Source organism: Hyphomonas sp. (assembly GCF_013823385.1).
Classification (GTDB): domain Bacteria; phylum Pseudomonadota; class Alphaproteobacteria; order Caulobacterales; family Hyphomonadaceae; genus Hyphomonas.
On record NZ_PNMA01000001.1, the window covers coordinates 24,096 to 38,954 of the forward strand.

The 14,859-nt window shown below is 62.2% G+C and carries 14 protein-coding genes and 1 tRNA gene; 7 read left to right on the forward strand and 8 right to left on the reverse strand.

Going from position 1 to position 14,859, the window contains the following annotated elements:
- Positions 1-47: 47 nt before the first annotated feature.
- Positions 48-671, forward strand: a complete 624-nt coding sequence (locus tag C0456_RS00110; protein ID WP_291047678.1) for an ATP-dependent Clp protease proteolytic subunit — start codon at positions 48-50, stop codon at positions 669-671.
- 126 nt (positions 672-797) lie between these two features.
- Positions 798-2,060: an ATP-dependent Clp protease ATP-binding subunit ClpX gene (gene clpX / locus C0456_RS00115; protein ID WP_291047198.1), complete on the forward strand. Its 1,263-nt coding sequence runs from the start codon at positions 798-800 to the stop codon at positions 2,058-2,060.
- Between the two features lie 67 nt (positions 2,061-2,127).
- Here clpX and C0456_RS00120 read toward each other — a convergent pair whose 3' ends face one another.
- The 4 genes from C0456_RS00120 to C0456_RS00135 form a co-directional block, all read right to left on the reverse strand.
- Positions 2,128-2,388 carry a hypothetical protein gene (locus C0456_RS00120; RefSeq protein ID WP_291047199.1) on the reverse strand — a complete coding sequence of 87 codons (261 nt, stop codon included), beginning with the start codon at positions 2,386-2,388 and terminating at the stop codon, positions 2,128-2,130.
- A 56-nt stretch (positions 2,389-2,444) separates the two neighbouring features.
- Positions 2,445-3,392 (reverse strand): metallophosphoesterase, encoded by a 948-nt coding sequence (locus C0456_RS00125; RefSeq protein WP_291047201.1) that lies wholly within the window; start codon positions 3,390-3,392, stop codon positions 2,445-2,447.
- A gap of 89 nt (positions 3,393-3,481) precedes the next feature.
- Complete coding sequence (gene glnA, locus C0456_RS00130; protein WP_291047203.1) at positions 3,482-4,885, reverse strand: type I glutamate--ammonia ligase; 1,404 nt, start codon at positions 4,883-4,885, stop codon at positions 3,482-3,484.
- A gap of 82 nt (positions 4,886-4,967) precedes the next feature.
- Positions 4,968-5,306: a P-II family nitrogen regulator gene (locus tag C0456_RS00135; RefSeq protein WP_011647079.1), complete on the reverse strand. Its 339-nt coding sequence runs from the start codon at positions 5,304-5,306 to the stop codon at positions 4,968-4,970.
- 251 nt (positions 5,307-5,557) lie between these two features.
- On the opposite strand from C0456_RS00135, the gene C0456_RS00140 reads away from it, so the two are divergent.
- From C0456_RS00140 to C0456_RS00150, 3 genes are read left to right on the forward strand one after another with little or no spacing between them, the layout of a single operon-like run.
- The gene (locus tag C0456_RS00140) at positions 5,558-6,367 is read left to right on the forward strand and encodes a Coq4 family protein (protein ID WP_291047206.1); all 810 of its coding nucleotides are present in this window, start codon (positions 5,558-5,560) and stop codon (positions 6,365-6,367) included.
- A complete protein-coding gene (locus tag C0456_RS00145; protein WP_291047207.1) occupies positions 6,364-6,903 on the forward strand; it encodes a histidine phosphatase family protein in 540 nt (179 codons plus the stop codon). The genes C0456_RS00140 and C0456_RS00145 overlap by 4 nt, the downstream gene beginning before the upstream one ends.
- Positions 6,900-8,354, forward strand: coding sequence for an NAD(P)H-hydrate dehydratase (locus C0456_RS00150; protein WP_291047208.1), 1,455 nt, complete (start codon positions 6,900-6,902; stop codon positions 8,352-8,354). Before C0456_RS00145 ends, C0456_RS00150 begins: the two co-directional genes overlap by 4 nt.
- Positions 8,355-8,361: 7 nt before the next feature.
- Here the strand turns inward: C0456_RS00150 and C0456_RS00155 are convergent, their stop codons facing one another.
- The 3 genes from C0456_RS00155 to C0456_RS00165 all read right to left on the reverse strand — a co-directional run bounded on the left by C0456_RS00155 (position 8,362) and on the right by C0456_RS00165 (position 10,924).
- The gene (locus tag C0456_RS00155) at positions 8,362-8,868 is read right to left on the reverse strand and encodes a GNAT family N-acetyltransferase (RefSeq protein ID WP_291047209.1); all 507 of its coding nucleotides are present in this window, start codon (positions 8,866-8,868) and stop codon (positions 8,362-8,364) included.
- 97 nt (positions 8,869-8,965) lie between these two features.
- Positions 8,966-9,050: transfer RNA gene (locus C0456_RS00160), tRNA-Leu, on the reverse strand.
- Between the two features lie 143 nt (positions 9,051-9,193).
- A complete protein-coding gene (locus tag C0456_RS00165) occupies positions 9,194-10,924 on the reverse strand; it encodes a hypothetical protein (RefSeq protein ID WP_291047210.1) in 1,731 nt (576 codons plus the stop codon).
- A gap of 396 nt (positions 10,925-11,320) precedes the next feature.
- Between C0456_RS00165 and C0456_RS00170 the strand changes: the two genes are divergently transcribed.
- Both C0456_RS00170 and C0456_RS00175 read left to right on the forward strand, forming a co-directional pair.
- Positions 11,321-12,709 carry a glycosyltransferase family 87 protein gene (locus tag C0456_RS00170; RefSeq protein ID WP_291047211.1) on the forward strand — a complete coding sequence of 463 codons (1,389 nt, stop codon included), beginning with the start codon at positions 11,321-11,323 and terminating at the stop codon, positions 12,707-12,709.
- Positions 12,710-12,800: 91 nt separating this feature from the next.
- On the forward strand, positions 12,801-14,090 hold the full coding sequence (locus C0456_RS00175) for a glycosyltransferase family 87 protein (protein ID WP_291047212.1): 1,290 nt from the start codon (positions 12,801-12,803) through the stop codon (positions 14,088-14,090).
- Here the strand turns inward: C0456_RS00175 and C0456_RS00180 are convergent, their stop codons facing one another.
- The gene (locus C0456_RS00180; RefSeq protein WP_291047213.1) at positions 14,091-14,855 is read right to left on the reverse strand and encodes an SDR family NAD(P)-dependent oxidoreductase; all 765 of its coding nucleotides are present in this window, start codon (positions 14,853-14,855) and stop codon (positions 14,091-14,093) included.
- Positions 14,856-14,859 lie beyond the last annotated feature (4 nt).

The window sequence follows — 14,859 nt, forward strand, 5'->3', positions numbered from 1 at the left end:
CCAATCCTGCAGGTGGCGATTCAGCCCTGACCCACAAGGCCAATTTTATGTCGACATCTTATGAGACCGCTCTCAACCTCGTTCCAATGGTCGTCGAGCAGACGAGCCGGGGTGAGCGTGCGTTCGACATCTTCTCCCGTCTCCTCAAGGAGCGCATCATTTTCGTTACCGGCGGGATTGATGACGGTGTGGCATCCCTGATCACGGCGCAGCTCCTGTTCCTCGAATCCGAGAACCCGAAGCGCGAAATCGCCATGTATATCAACAGCCCCGGCGGTTACGTCTCCTCGGGTCTGGCGATTTACGACACCATGCAGTACGTCCGCTGCCCGATCTCCACCGTCTGCATTGGGCAGGCCGCCTCGATGGGCTCGCTCCTGCTTGCCGCCGGGGAAAAGGGCCTGCGGATCGCCCTGCCGAACGCCCGCGTGATGCTGCATCAGCCCTCGGGCGGCTATTCTGGTGTTGCCACCGATATTGAACGCCACGCTGAAGAAATAATCGAACTCAAGCGCCGCTTGAACGAGATTTACGTCCGCCATACCGGCCAGAACTACGAAACTGTTGAAAGAAAGCTCGATCGCGACACCTTCCTGACAGCTCAGGAAGCCATGGAATTCGGGATCGTTGATAAGGTTTATGAGCGCCGTACCGCTGACGAAGAAAAATAATAGCGTTTCTTTCAAGGTGCGGCCCGGCCCTTGCAGGGCAGGCGAACAGCTCTATTGTCTAAAGAAAGACCATGCTTGGTTGGGCTTTAAAGCCCACGTTAAGCCTTGTGTGGCAGTGAGGACCGCATGACCAAACCAAACGGCTCCGGCGATTCGAAGAACACGCTGTACTGTTCCTTCTGCGGCAAGAGCCAGCATGAGGTTAAGAAACTCATTGCCGGACCGACCGTGTTCATCTGCGATGAGTGCGTCGAACTCTGCATGGACATCATCCGCGAGGAAAATAAGACCTCCGCGATCAAGTCCCGCGATGGCGTGCCGACCCCGCAGGAGATCTGCGATGTTCTCGACGATTACGTGATCGGGCAGCGCTATGCCAAGCGCATCCTGTCCGTGGCCGTGCATAACCATTACAAGCGCCTGTCCCATTCCGGCAAAGCCGATGGGGTGGAGCTGTCGAAATCCAACATCCTGCTGATCGGTCCCACCGGTTGCGGCAAGACGCTGCTCGCGCAGACGCTCGCCCGCATCCTGGACGTGCCCTTCACCATGGCCGACGCCACCACGCTCACAGAGGCAGGCTATGTCGGCGAAGATGTGGAAAACATCGTTCTGAAGCTGCTTCAGGCGGCGGACTATAACGTTGAGCGCGCCCAGCGCGGCATCGTCTATATCGACGAGATCGACAAGATTTCCCGCAAGTCGGACAATCCCTCGATCACCCGCGACGTGTCGGGCGAGGGTGTCCAGCAGGCTCTGCTGAAGATCATGGAAGGCACTGTGGCGGCCGTTCCGCCTCAGGGGGGGCGGAAACATCCGCAACAGGAATTCCTGCAGGTTGATACAACCAACATCCTCTTCATCTGCGGCGGCGCTTTCGCCGGCCTCGAGAAGATCATCGCTGCGCGCGGTGAGAACGCCTCGATCGGCTTCGGCGCTACCATCAAGAGCGGTGAAGAACGCGGCGTCGGCGCAACGCTGCGCGAAGTGGAGCCGGAAGACCTCCAGAAGTTCGGCCTCATCCCGGAATTCATCGGCCGTCTGCCCGTCCTGGCAACGCTGGAAGATCTCGACGAGAAAGCTCTCATCCAGATCCTGACCCAGCCGAAGAACGCCCTGCTCAAGCAGTATCAGCGCCTCTTCGACATGGAGAGCGTCCAGCTCACCTTCACGCCGGAAGCGCTGGTCGCCGTTGCCCGCCGCGCCATCACCCGGAAAACCGGCGCCCGCGGCCTGCGCTCGATCATGGAATCCATCCTGCTGGACACGATGTTCGAACTGCCCAACCTGCGCGGCGTGGAAGAAGTCGTGATCAATGCTGAAGTGGTCGATGGCAATGCCGAGCCGCTCTACGTCCACGCTTCCAAGAGCCAGACCGAAGCAGGCTGACCCTTGGGCTGAACCTAATTACACAAGCGCCCGCCCGGTTTCTCCCGCGGCGGGCGTTTTCTTTGGCTCACCGCTCATGCGCGCCCGTCCGGTGCAGGATGCGCGCAAAGGCGGGCGGCATGAATTTTTCTGATTTTTCCATCCACCGGTCGAGGCGGGGATGACGCCGGCGGCGCTGGTGAAGCCATTTCCGGGCGGTCCCCGAGTTTGCCACGAGCAGGGCGAGGCCCATCAGGATGAGCACTGCCCCAACCGGCACCGGCGTCCAGAAGAGGGGCAAGCCCGCAACAATCAGCAGCACGCCCAGAAGCTTGTAAAAAAGCGTCATGGCTGTCTCCGTATTTCGGACTCTCTGCCAGTTGAACGATCAAGAAGCGGATCGGTTCAATTCTGTGCGGGCGTTTTATCAGTCTCCGGCAGATGCACGGTCAGGATGTCGATTCTGGGCGGCATCAGGAGGCGCATCGGTACGCCAACCATGCCGGTGCCGGTGGTGACGTAGACGAGGCGTTCTCCGGCCGCGCTCTGGAAGTGGTGCAGTTCCCGGTCAAACGGGCCGCGCACAGGAATGAAGCGCTTGTAGAGCCCCGGAATCCGCACCTGTCCGCCATGCGTGTGCCCCGCTAGCATCAGATCATACCCGAACGTCTCCGGCACGGAGAGCGCCGTGTCCGGATTGTGCGTCAGCAGAATGACCGGAACGCCCTCCGGCAGGCTGGCCTGAAAGCTGAAATCCTGCCGCCGTTCCCAGAGGTCTGACGCCCCCGCAACGATTATCCGGTGCCCGCCGATCTCCGTATCGAGCGCGCGGTTGTGCGGAACCTGCGCGCCTGCCGCCTGCAGCGCTTGCATCAGAGGCCCGCTGAGATTGGTTCCCGGAAATCCGACATCATGATTGCCCAGCACGGCAAAAAGCGGCGCCTCCAGCCTGCCCAGCGCGGCGAAGTGCTCGGGAATATCTTCCGTCTTCGGATGATAGGTCAGGTCGCCCGCCAGGAAAACAGTGTCCACGCCTTCCGCATTGATCCGGTCAACAATCCGCCCGATGGGCATGGCATGGGGGAAGAGGCCGATATGCGGATCCCCGAAGAGGGCGATGCGGATGGCCGGGGATGTCTCGCTGGCGCCCGGCAGGAGGATTGTTGCCTCATGTACGGTCAGAAGGCGGGGCTCGACAAAGCGCCCCCAGGCGAGCGGCAGGGACAGGACAAGGACAAGGCCGGCCGCAATCCGCAGCGCGCCGCGCCCGCGGAAAATCCCCCACAGGCAGAGCAGGGCAAGGGGCCAGAACAGGTGAGCGCCGTGCAGCAGCGCAAGTTTCAGGGAGGTCATGGGACAAGGCGTGCCATGCCATTGCGGCAAGGAAAAGGCCGGCACCCGAAGATGCCGGCCTTCTGCCCCATGAACCAGAACCCCGCGTTCTAGTTCTTGTAGTACATGTCGAACTCGACCGGGTGCGGATGGAGTTCGTAACGCATGTTCTCTTCCATCTTCAGTTCGATATAGGCATCGATCTGATCGTCGTCGAACACGCCGCCTTTCTTGAGGAAGGCGCGGTCAGCATCGAGCGCGGCCAGGGCTTCACGCAGCGAGCCACAGACCTGCGGGATCGACTTGGCTTCTGCCGGCGGCAGGTCGTAAAGGTCCTTGTCCATGGCGTCGCCCGGATGGATCTTGTTCTCGATGCCGTCGAGGCCGGCCATCAGCAGCGCTGCGAAGGCGAGGTAGGGGTTCGCCATCGGGTCGGGGAAGCGCGTTTCAATACGCTTTGCCTTCGGGTTGGAGCCGAACGGAATGCGGATCGACGCAGACCGGTTGCGCGACGAATAGGCCAGCATGACCGGTGCTTCATAACCCGGAACCAGACGCTTGTAGGAGTTGGTCGACGGGTTGGTGATCGCGTTCAGCGCCTTGGCGTGCTTGATGATGCCGCCGATATAGTAAAGGCACATGTCGGAGAGATCGGCATACTTGTCGCCGGCGAACAGCGGCTTGCCGCCTTTCCAGATCGACTGGTGAACGTGCATGCCCGAGCCGTTGTCCTTGAACATCGGTTTCGGCATGAAGGTCGCCGTCTTGCCGTAGGATGCCGCCACCTGGTGGATCACGTATTTGTAGAGCTGCATGCGGTCAGCCATGACCGTCAGTGTCGAGAATTTCAGGCCAAGCTCGTGCTGGGCCGGGGCCACTTCATGGTGGTGCTTCTCGGGCTGGAGGCCGATTTCACCCATGATCGACAGCATTTCGCCGCGCATGTCCTGCTCGGAGTCGATCGGCGGAACCGGGAAGTAGCCGCCCTTCGGGCCGGGGCGATGGCCCATATTGCCCATCGGGTATTCACGGCCGGTATTGGCCGGCAGTTCCGTGGAGTCGAAGCTGTAGCCGGTCTTGTGCGGGTCGGTGGACCAGCGCACGTCATCGAAGATGAAGAATTCGGCTTCCGGGCCAAAGAAGGCGGTGTCGCCCACGCCGGAGGCGGCAAGATAGGCTTCCGCCTTCTTGGCCGTGGTGCGCGGATCGCGGTTGTAAGCCTGGCCCGAGACGGGGTCGAGAACGTCGCAGAAAACCACGAGCGTGGTCTGCTGGAAGAACGGGTCGATGAACGCGCCGGTCGCGTCCGGTTTCAGAAGCATGTCGGACTCGTTGATGGCTTTCCAGCCAGCAATCGAGGAGCCGTCAAACATCTGGCCGTCTTCGAAGAAGCTGTCGTCCACCATGTCCTTGTGGAAGGTCACGTGCTGCAGCTTGCCGCGCGGGTCGGTGAAGCGCAGGTCCACATACTGGACGTCTTGGTCCTTCATAATCTTGAGGAGATCATCTGCCATTTTTTTTGCCTTCTAATGAGCGTTTCTTCGGTGCAGGTTTTGCGGGGCCGGAGTGTACCTGCCGGCCCTGCTGGGTCGATAATCAGAGCGCCGAGTCGCCTGTTTCGCCGGTCCGGATGCGCACGGCATCGATCACGTCGGAGACGAAGATCTTGCCATCGCCAATCTTGTCAGTGTGGGCAGCCTTCTTGATGGCTTCCACCGCGCCTTCGACCGCGCTGTCAGGCAGCACGACTTCGATTTTCAGCTTCGGAAGGAAGTCCACGACATATTCGGCGCCGCGATAGAGTTCGGTGTGGCCGCGTTGGCGGCCGAAGCCTTTCGCTTCGATGACGGTCATGCCCTGCAGGCCGATTTCCTGCAGCGCTTCTTTCACATCGTCGAGTTTGAACGGTTTGATGATCGCTTCGATTTTTTTCATTGCGTGGTTTCTCCCCAGCCGTCGGGTTTAGAGTCCATCCGTGCGTATGAGGTGTTCCCGCCTTAAGCGATAGGGGGGTGCCCGCATTTTGGTTACCTTCGATCCTGCGATTAAGTTTTGTGCATCGTTGATTAATGATTGGGCGGCCCAGTTTTCGCGGAAAAGCAGGAAAATGACGCTTGCGTCACTTTCTTGCGGCGTCAGATTGTGCTAACTCACCTCCAGCTTTGACATCATGAGGAATGCTCAACATGGTTGCCCAGGACCTTGAGATCGTTGTCCACCCTGACCGGAAACGCTCGAAGTTCCGTCCGCTCAAGGCATGGCGCCACATGCAGAAGCTGATCCAGAACAAGGAAGATACCGAGCAGGTCTTCCACATCATCGAAGCGCTGAATGGCCGCTCGTTCGAAAAGAACTTTGCCGCTTTTGTTGCCAGTCCGGAAGGCCGCCGCCTGCTGAAGGAGCGCACCTACCTGCCGCCGATTCTTGATGATCATTCCTGGATCAGGAAGCTCCCCGAAGGCACCGTTGGCCGCGCCTATGTCGAATTCATGGAGCGCGAGGGGCTGACGGCTCAGGGCCTCGTCGAGGAAAGCGCGAAACACCGCGCCGGTGTGCCGGACTATGACGACGACTATCTCTGGTTCGGCAATCGCCTGCGCGACACGCACGACCTGTTCCATGTTCTCAGCGGCTACAACCGCGACGCGCTGGGCGAAGCCTCGCTGCTGGCCTTCACCTACAGCCAGAACCCCGGCAATGGCGTTCTGTTCATCGCCTTCATGGGCTGCCGGACGATTGCGAAAAACGCCCCCAAGGCAGCCCGAATCATGGATTGCTTCTGGGAGGGCAAGCGCAATGGCGCGGCTGCTCAGAAGATCATGCGTCAGGATATCGTGGCCCTCATGAAGGAACCGCTCGAGGAAGCCCGTGCCCGCCTGGGCATCAAGCCGCCTGTGGCCTACCGGCATGCGCTCCAAGTGCTGACGGCCCATGGTTATACCGCCACCACCCAGCTTGAAGATGCCGGCAAGATCCGCGAGCAGGCTGCCGCGTGATCTTCCTGATCCGTCACGGTGAAGCCGCGGCCAGTTGGGGCGACCATCCCGATCCGGGCCTTAGCGATCTTGGCAAGGGGCAGGCCGAAGCGGCCGCCGAAATCCTGACGCGGCTTGGCGCCACCAGCGCGATTTCCAGTCCCATGCAGCGCTGCCGGGAAACAGCGCGCCCCTTCGAGGCGCTTGCCGGGCTGACGGCGAAAATCGTTCCGGAAGTCTCCGAAATCTCGACCCCGGCCGGCATTGAAGACCGCGTGGCCTGGCTGCGCGGCCTGATGGCGGGCACATGGACCGAGGCTGGCGCCGATCTGTCCGGCTGGCGGTCGAGAATGTCCGAAACTGTCACCAATCTGCCCGACGGTGTCGCGGTGTTTTCCCACTTTGTCGCCATCAATGCGCTGGTGGGCGCCCTTGAGGGCGATGACCGCGTCACTGTTTTCCGCCCCGGCCATTGTTCGGTCACCCGGCTGGAACGCCGCGGCGGCGTCCTGCGTGTTGCAGAATACGGGAGCGAATCCGCAACCCGCGTGCTATGAGCCCTCCCATGGGAAGGCCAATACTTACACCGCAGGAGATGCTTGCCGCCGAGCAAGCCGTGATCAACGCCGGAACCGGACGGTTCACCCTGATGCAGAGGGCCGGCGAGGCGGTTGCCGAGTTCGTCCATGCCCATTGGCCCGATGGCCATATTCAGGTGCTGTGCGGGCCCGGCGGCAATGGCGGCGACGGGTTCATCGCGGCGGCGAAACTCGCCAAATTCTGGCGCAAGGTGGATGTCTACTGCACCCATCCGGTGGGCGAGCTGACCGGAGATGCCGCCAAGGCTGCCAGCCAGTGGGAAGGCCCCGTCCACACCCTCGAAGACGCCCTCAGCGCAGAGCCCGACCTGATCGTGGACGCGCTCTATGGCGCGGGCCTGAAGCGCCCTCTCGAAGGCCCCGCTGCCATGCTCGCCTTGCGCGGCGGGCGGGTCATCTCGGTCGACGTTCCTTCCGGCGTCGACGGCTATACCGGCAAGCCACTCGGCCCAGCCTTCCAGGCTGAAGCGACCCTCACCTTCGCCGCCCTGCGCCCGGCGCATGTGCTGCTGCCCGGCTCTGCCCTCTCTGGCGTCGTCATGGTCGCGGATATCGGCGTGCCGGTGCAGACCAATCTTGCAGAAAACAGCCCCGTACTCTGGCACAGCCAGATGCCGCAGCCCGGCTTTGGCGTGCACAAATTCCAGCGCGGCCATCTCAAAGTGGTCAGCGGCGGCCCCTGGAACACCGGCGCGGCGCGCCTCACCGCCAGGGCTGGCCTGCGCGCCGGGGCAGGGCTGGTCACAATGCTCTCCCCGCCGGAAGCTGCGGGCGTTCATGCGGCACATCTCACCGCGATCATGCTCGCCCCGTTCCAGACCGCAGATGACCTCGCCGCCTATGCGGCGCGCGCCAGCGCCATGGTCATCGGCCCGGCCGCCGGGATCAACGAGGCTACCCGCGCCAATGTCGAAGCCTTGCTGAAGACCCCGGCGCGTCTCCTGCTGGACGCGGACGCCCTCACCGTGTTCGGTGAAGACCCAGATGCGCTGTTCAGGCAATTGCGGCCCACAGACATCCTCACCCCGCATGAGGGCGAGTTCTCGCGCCTGTTCGGAGATCTGCTCGCCACCAGCGACAACAAGGTGCAGGCCACCCGCGCCGCTGCCGCCAAAGCCGGCTGCGTGATCCTGCTGAAGGGGGCCGATACGGTCATCGCGCAGCCCGACGGGAACGCCCTCGTCAACACCCACGCCACCCGCTGGCTCGCGACGGCAGGCTCAGGCGACGTGCTGGCCGGCATCATCGCCGGGTTCATGGCGCAGGGGGTAGACACCTTCGTTGCCGCCGCCATTGGCAGCTGGCTTCACGGCGAGGCTGGCCGCCGCGTTGGCGCGGGCCTGATTGCAGAAGATATCGAAAAGCAGCTGCCCATCATCCTCAGCGCGCTGCACGGGGAATTCGGCTGAGCGCGGGTCAGATCGGCCGCGCCATCAGGCGTGCCCCCGGCCCGTATATAGCGAGAATGTAAGCCCGCTTGGCCTCGGTGACGCGCGCAAAGGGCACAAATCCAACCCTGTCCCAATAGGTGCCGGACTGGCCGACGGCCACCAGGCTTGCCGCATCAAAGCCCAGCGCGTGCGCCGTTTGATAGGCGTCCTCCAGCAAGGCTCTGGCAATCCCGCCGCCGCGCGCGTCCGGCAGAAGGGCGATATCATGGATGAAGAAACAGTCCGGCTCGGGCAGGTCTTCGGGAAATTTCTGATTGTTTACAGGCGCGTCGCCAAACTTCCATGGGAAAGCGACCACATAGCCCACCATACGCCCGTTCTGATAGGCGACCCGGAAAAACTCCCCAAAACGCGCGATGCGGTTGGCAAACACCTCCGGCGTTTCCCGCAAGTCCGGCGTGAAGGCCTCGGCCTGGATCTGCACGACCTCATCGATATGGGCCGCAGTCATGGGGACGATCTGGAGGGTCATTTGAAACGGGCAGGCTGAAGTCTGGGAGGGAAGAGGTCCATATGGCGTATCGGGCCAAAGGTGCCAGAGGGGCTCAGCAGTCAGCCCGGCTCAACAATGGTGCGGATGAAAGGACTCGAACCTTCACACCTTGCGGCGCTGGAACCTAAATCCAGTGCGTCTACCAATTCCGCCACATCCGCGTCCGAGCGCTTCCTACGCTACAGCGGCAAAGGCTGCAACCGGCCTTCTGAACTGCCGCAGCGGCGGGGAATGCCTGGCTATGGCGCCCGCGCGAGGCTCCGCCTTGCCATACCGTCAGGACAAGGAGGAAGCTTCCCCGCCATCACTCCTGACAGGCACAGATCGCGCCGCCAAACCGGTCCGGGCCATAGCCGGCGATCTCCTGCGGCTCGGCGCAGGTGATTGCTTCGGCGGGCTGATACCGGATGTCCAGACCCGCTTCCCGCATCAGGTAAATCCGCGACTGCACCATGTCCGGATAGACGCAGTAGGCTTCCCCGGCAGCCGTCATGGCAGTTATCTGGGCATTGGCTTCGGCGCCGCGCTTGGCGGTCAGCCAGAAGCCGGCGGCGCCTACGATCATGGCGTTCAGCAGCATGGCCGCTGCGATAGTGCCGCCGAGGATCTGTGCCGCGCGGTGGTTCGCTGCCAGCGCTGCCGCCGCAATACCCGCCGGCACGAACCAGAATTGCGGCACATAACGCGCCCACCAGTTCTGCGGCATCACGATCACCGAGAACATCATCACGGCACTGATCAGCAGTAGCCAGAGCGTTGCACGGCTGCGCCAGCGCGGCCGGATGATCAGTGCAGCAGCGCCGGCAATCGCCAGCAGAAAAATGCCGGAGAAAAAAGGCCCAAATCCGGAAAGACGAACATCCACGCCGCCGGCTGCGCGCAGCTCCTGCGGGGAGATGGAGAAGGGAAATTTCAGCTGCGGTATTGCCGCATAGCCCGAATGTGTTTCCGAGAAGAGAGAGTAGAAGAAACGTTCGGCTGCGGACATTCCTTCCAGAACTTCCGGCGTATTGTTGAGCGCAGGCACATCCCCGCTCATGATATCGACCGCGTTCTGCCCCATGATCGGGTGGAAGATGTGCCCGTGATCAAGGAAGTTCTGCATGTAGGGTGACCAGCCGAGCAGGACGACGGCTACAAAGGCAGGGGCAAACAGCGTTGCCGCAAGGCCAGCGGCGGGACGCAGGCCGCGCTGGAAGAAGATGCCCGCGCAGGCAAAAGCGCAGAAGATCACGAACACCGGAATGGCGGAGAATTTCAGGTTCAGGGCAAGCACCAGTGTGGCGAGCCCTGTGACCAGCGCCAGCTTGTCATCATACCGCGCCCACATCACCATCGACGCGGTGAAGATCAGGATGCAGAGGCCCAGAAGGCCGTCATTCATCGCGGTAAAAAGCTGTGAGAGGACGATGGGGTTGAGCGCGGCCACACCGGTGAGCAGGACGGCGAACAGCCAGGAGAACCCCGCCCGGAAAAGCGCGCCAGCCATCAGCGCGGCGCCCGCAAAGAGGACAAGCAGGTTGAGAACCTTGCCCATCGCCAGCGGCAGGCCCGCCGCCATCAGCAGCGCGGCGAAATCCCATCCCCCGCGCGGATAGTGGACGGCCCACAGGGTAATCGGATCACCGATCACAGGCGGCTCGGCATTGCCATGCACAGGGTTCCAGCCCTCTGCGAGGGCATAGATCGCCTGGAAATGATAATGTTGGCCATCAATCGACGTGTCGTGAACCAGCCCGGTAACGATCAGCGCCGCGATGATGAGGCCCAGCGTGGCAAGCGGCGCAAAGCGCCAGCGGCCGGAAAGGAAAAGCCGGGGCAGGAAGAGCCCTCCGGCAAGCGATGCGCCCAGAATGACCCAGGCTGCCGGCGCAGAGAGTGTGCCGCCTACGGTAAACCACAGGGTCGTCAGGATGAAAGCCAGCACCGGGAAGAACACCAGCGGCGTTCCGATTTCCCACAGAACGACCGATTGCGCCGCTCTTGGGTCGTCACTCGCATGATCAAACGGGCTGTGGAGTAAACGTGCGATCATGGCAGGGGCACACTGAATTGTTGAACCGGTGGGGGCTGCAGGCAGGAATGCAATTTGCGTGCAAGATCAGCGGGGTTTCCGCTGAAAAATTCCCGCCGCCGCGAATGATCAGCGAATGATATGGTTATCAAATCCGGCGTCTCCCCAGCTGGAGACTTGGCACGCGGGAGGAAGCGCCGTCAATCAGCCTGCCCCCTCAGGCGCGGCGCGTATCATCCTGTCCGCAAATGAGGCCTCTGATACGGCGCCGCCGCCGCAGATTTGTGCCGGATTTGCTTGGGATTCCTGCGTATGCGCGCGCAACCGCCGGGGGCCAGAAAATATCGCCGGAAGGGCATGTTCTTCTGGCATTCTGCTTGCTTTGCGATATTGGGATCAGACTGGACGGGGACACAAATGTCGAATTTGCGCTCAAAGGCTGTGGCAGGCCGTCTGTCTGCATTCGTGGCCGGTTCGCCGAGAACCAGCGTCGCGCTGGTGATGTACGCCCTTCTGGCTTGTGTGCTGCTGATCAGTATTGTGCTTGCCCTGACGGGCCAACAGTCTGCCGCATGGATTTTGCGCGGTATGGTGTCAGGTGAAATTCTGGACGCTGCGGACTCCTGGAATGTGATGATCGTGGCGCTCGAATGGCTGGACGCGCATCCGGCTGCGGACGGCAATCTCTATCGCGAAGTATTCTTCGAGCAGCAGAACAAGTTCCAGTATGCGCCCACCAGCCTGGTGCCACTCGATGCGCTGCGGATGATGGGGGTTAAGCTCACTCCGGTGCTGCTGAACGATTTGAACCGCGTGATCCTGATTGCCGGCGCTCTGGGCGTTGGCGTGCTGGGCTGGCTGGTGCCAGCGCGTCTGCTCAATGGCCCGCTTGATGCCGACACGCGCCGCGCGCGGCTGCTTCTCTCGGTTGCTGCGGCGGGCGCGGCGCTGCTCTTTTTCCCGTTCATCTATGGCTATCATATCGGCCAGCTGCAGGTCTGGATAAACGCCCTGTTCGTTGCGGCGTGTATCGCCTGGTTGAGTGGCCACCGCGCCACCACCGGCGTGCTGATCGGGCTCGTCTGCATGCTGAAGCCGCAGTTTGGCCTGTTCCTCATCTGGGGGGCGCTGCGGCGCGAGTGGCGCTTCACCGCAGCGCTGCTGGCCACCGGCACGCTCGGCCTCGCCCTGTCGGTCATGCTCTACGGTTTCGGCAACCATCTCGCTTATCTGGAAGTGCTCTCCTTCCTCTCCAGGCATGGCGAATCCTACTGGGCAAACCAGTCTGCCAACGGCCTGATGCAGCGCATCTTCGAAAATGGCGAAATTCATAATTTCGGCGTCGATGCATTTCCCCCATTCCATCCGGTCATTTACGCTGGCTCCATGCTCGTGACCGTTGCGTTCCTGGCTGGCATTTTCCGGCTGCGGCGTGGGGAAGGGGAGGTTGTAGCCTTCTACGACTTCATGCTCGCGGCGCTGGTGTTCACCGCCGCCTCGCCCATCGCCTGGGAACACCATTACGGTATTCTGGCGCCGATATTCGTCGTCATTGCCTCGGTGTGGGTGCTGGCGGCGCCGCGCAGCGGTCCTGTCTGGCTCGGCGTGGGGCTATGTCTGGCTTTCTTCATTGCGGCTCTTCCCCTCTGGGGCCTGCAATATGCGCCCGGCATACTGCATGTGTTGATGTCGCATCTCTATCTGGCGGCGCTGTTCGTGCTGGCCGCTCTCTGGGGGCTGGTGACAGGCCGCTGGGGCCGCCTGCCGCCGGGCGTCCCTTCGCGCGCAGCTGGGGAAGCGGCGTGATGCTTCTCTCCTTGCGCGCGTCCCGTGCAGCTTTTGGCGCCCAACCGGGCTACTGCCTTGCTGAACTGATGACCTTCCGGGTGGGGCACATATGCAATCGCTGATCGTAAACGGGCTGCATCTTGCCGGGGCGATCGCCGGCTTTCTGGTGATCTACCGGCTTGCCGGCTCGGCCCAGCTGTCGCGCTTTCTCTGGCCATTCACGCTCCTGGCGGGCGGCGCTATGGCAGCCTTCATCTTCCTGGTCACCCAGCCGACCCTGGAGTTCATCTTCTGGGACTTCCGCTACTGCTACTGGCTGGCTGGCAATCTCATCTGGCAGGGCCCGCCAGCGCTGATGAGCTCCTATGACGATGTGCTGTTCGTCAATATTCCCATCGTCGCCTATCTCTTCGCGCCGTTTGGGCTGCTCTCTCCCATGGCGGCGTCCGTTGTCTTCACGGTGCTCGGCCTCGCCGCTGCCTGGGCGATCTGGCGGTTGCTGGTGCAGATGTTCGCGCTCGATCAGCGGGAAAGCGCGCTGCTCTGCTTTGCCCTCTGTGTCTATGGCCCGCTCATCTATGTGCTGAAGGTCGGCAACACATCGCATTTCATGCTGCTGCTGTTGCTGGGCGGCCTGATGATGGCGCGTTCGGGAAAGGATGTTTCCGCTGGCCTCCTATTCGGAATTGCTGCGGTCATCAAGCCATCCCTGCTGCTGATCGGCGTGCTTTACTTCCTGCGGGGGCGTTGGCTGGTCGTCGCGGGCGGGGCGGCCGTTGTCACCGGTTCTGTGGTCTTGTCATTGCTGATCTTCGGCTGGGACATGCACGTCTACTGGTATGAAAAGACCATCCAGCCATTTACCTCCAACCCCGTGCTCGCCAGCGCCAACCAGGCGGTGAGCGGCATGGTCGCGCGGTTTCAGTCCGGCGGCACGGACTGGCAGGATTTCAGCCCCTACCTCCTGTCGCCCGTCAGCAGGCTGATCGTCCAGGCCCTGACCCTGACACTCCTTGCCGGCATGGTCTACGCCGTCTGGCGCTCAGGCCGGATGTTCCGCCTGTCCAATCAGGATGTGGAGCTGGAAGTCCTGATGATCCTTGCGCTTGGCCTGTCGGTATCGGCGCTGTCCTGGGCCCACTATCATATCTGGGCGCTGCCGGCGCTTGTGCTTCTGTGGGTGCGGTCGCGGCCCGGAGAGCCGCTCGCGCGCCTGCGCTGGCCTTTGATCGCAACCTATGCCCTGCTGGCCGGTACAGTCTTCGTCAGCCATTCGATGACGCTGGGCCGGTTCGGCTTTGCTTCCAACTTCATCGTCTCGCACTGGCTATGGGGCGCGCTCGCCACGCTGATCTTGCTCGGGATCGTCAGGGCCCAGCGTACGCTGCCCACCGGCTGATCAGCAGGAAACGCCGCCGTCCACCAGGATTGTCTGCCCGGTGATCATGCGCGCGCCATCCGACAGCAGGAAGCGCACCAGATTGGTCACGTCCTCGTCCTCGGCCAGCATGCCCAGCGGTGTGCGGTTGACGATCTGGTTCAGCTGAACCGGTGTGAGCACGGACGACATTTCCGTCAGCACATAGCCCGGCGCCACCGAGTTCACGGTAATCTTGCGGCGGCCCAGCTCCCGCGCCAGCGCGCGGGTAAGGCCATCCATGCCGGCTTTGGAGGCCGAATAGGCGCTCATGCCGTTATAGCCCCGGCTGCCGATGATGGAGGAGATGTTGATGATGCGCCCGCCCTTGTTGGCGCGCAGCATATATTCCGACGCTGCGCGAGCCGCCTGAATGGCGCCGAACAGGTTCACCTTGAGGATCTTTTCCGTCTCGCGGTTCGGGAAGGAGGCGAGAATACCCGTCTGCGCAACGCCGGCATTGTTCACGAGGCCCCACAGATTGTCCTTGCCCGCCCATTCGACGGCGGCATTGACGAACGCGTCCACCTGATCGGCCTCACCCACTTCGCAGCGGCTCCAGAAGAAGCGTGATCCGTATTCCGGATGCGCTGCCAGCGCTTCGATATTGGCAGACTTTGAACGCGAGCAGGTGGAGATGCGATACCCGTCGGCCAGCAGGCTTTCGATCATCGCCGCGCCGAGGCCCCGGCTGCCGCCGGTCACGATCACATGGCGTGAATTAATGGAGGGCGCGGAGCCAGTCATGTTT

Excerpts from the sequence above, each read along its gene's own strand:
- C0456_RS00165 (WP_291047210.1), bottom strand. The coding sequence starts at position 10,924 with ATGATCGCACGTTTACTCCACAGCCCGTTTGATCATGCGAGTGACGAC.
- C0456_RS00125 (WP_291047201.1), bottom strand. The coding sequence starts at position 3,392 with ATGACCTCCCTGAAACTTGCGCTGCTGCACGGCGCTCACCTGTTCTGG.
- C0456_RS00140 (WP_291047206.1), top strand. The coding sequence starts at position 5,558 with ATGGTTGCCCAGGACCTTGAGATCGTTGTCCACCCTGACCGGAAACGC.
- C0456_RS00135 (WP_011647079.1), bottom strand. The coding sequence starts at position 5,306 with ATGAAAAAAATCGAAGCGATCATCAAACCGTTCAAACTCGACGATGTG.
- C0456_RS00150 (WP_291047208.1), top strand. The coding sequence starts at position 6,900 with ATGAGCCCTCCCATGGGAAGGCCAATACTTACACCGCAGGAGATGCTT.
- clpX (WP_291047198.1), top strand. The coding sequence starts at position 798 with ATGACCAAACCAAACGGCTCCGGCGATTCGAAGAACACGCTGTACTGT.
- C0456_RS00180 (WP_291047213.1), bottom strand. The coding sequence starts at position 14,855 with ATGACTGGCTCCGCGCCCTCCATTAATTCACGCCATGTGATCGTGACC.
- C0456_RS00110 (WP_291047678.1), top strand. The coding sequence starts at position 48 with ATGTCGACATCTTATGAGACCGCTCTCAACCTCGTTCCAATGGTCGTC.
- C0456_RS00155 (WP_291047209.1), bottom strand. The coding sequence starts at position 8,868 with ATGACCCTCCAGATCGTCCCCATGACTGCGGCCCATATCGATGAGGTC.
- glnA (WP_291047203.1), bottom strand. The coding sequence starts at position 4,885 with ATGGCAGATGATCTCCTCAAGATTATGAAGGACCAAGACGTCCAGTAT.
- C0456_RS00120 (WP_291047199.1), bottom strand. The coding sequence starts at position 2,388 with ATGACGCTTTTTTACAAGCTTCTGGGCGTGCTGCTGATTGTTGCGGGC.
- C0456_RS00170 (WP_291047211.1), top strand. The coding sequence starts at position 11,321 with ATGTCGAATTTGCGCTCAAAGGCTGTGGCAGGCCGTCTGTCTGCATTC.
- C0456_RS00175 (WP_291047212.1), top strand. The coding sequence starts at position 12,801 with ATGCAATCGCTGATCGTAAACGGGCTGCATCTTGCCGGGGCGATCGCC.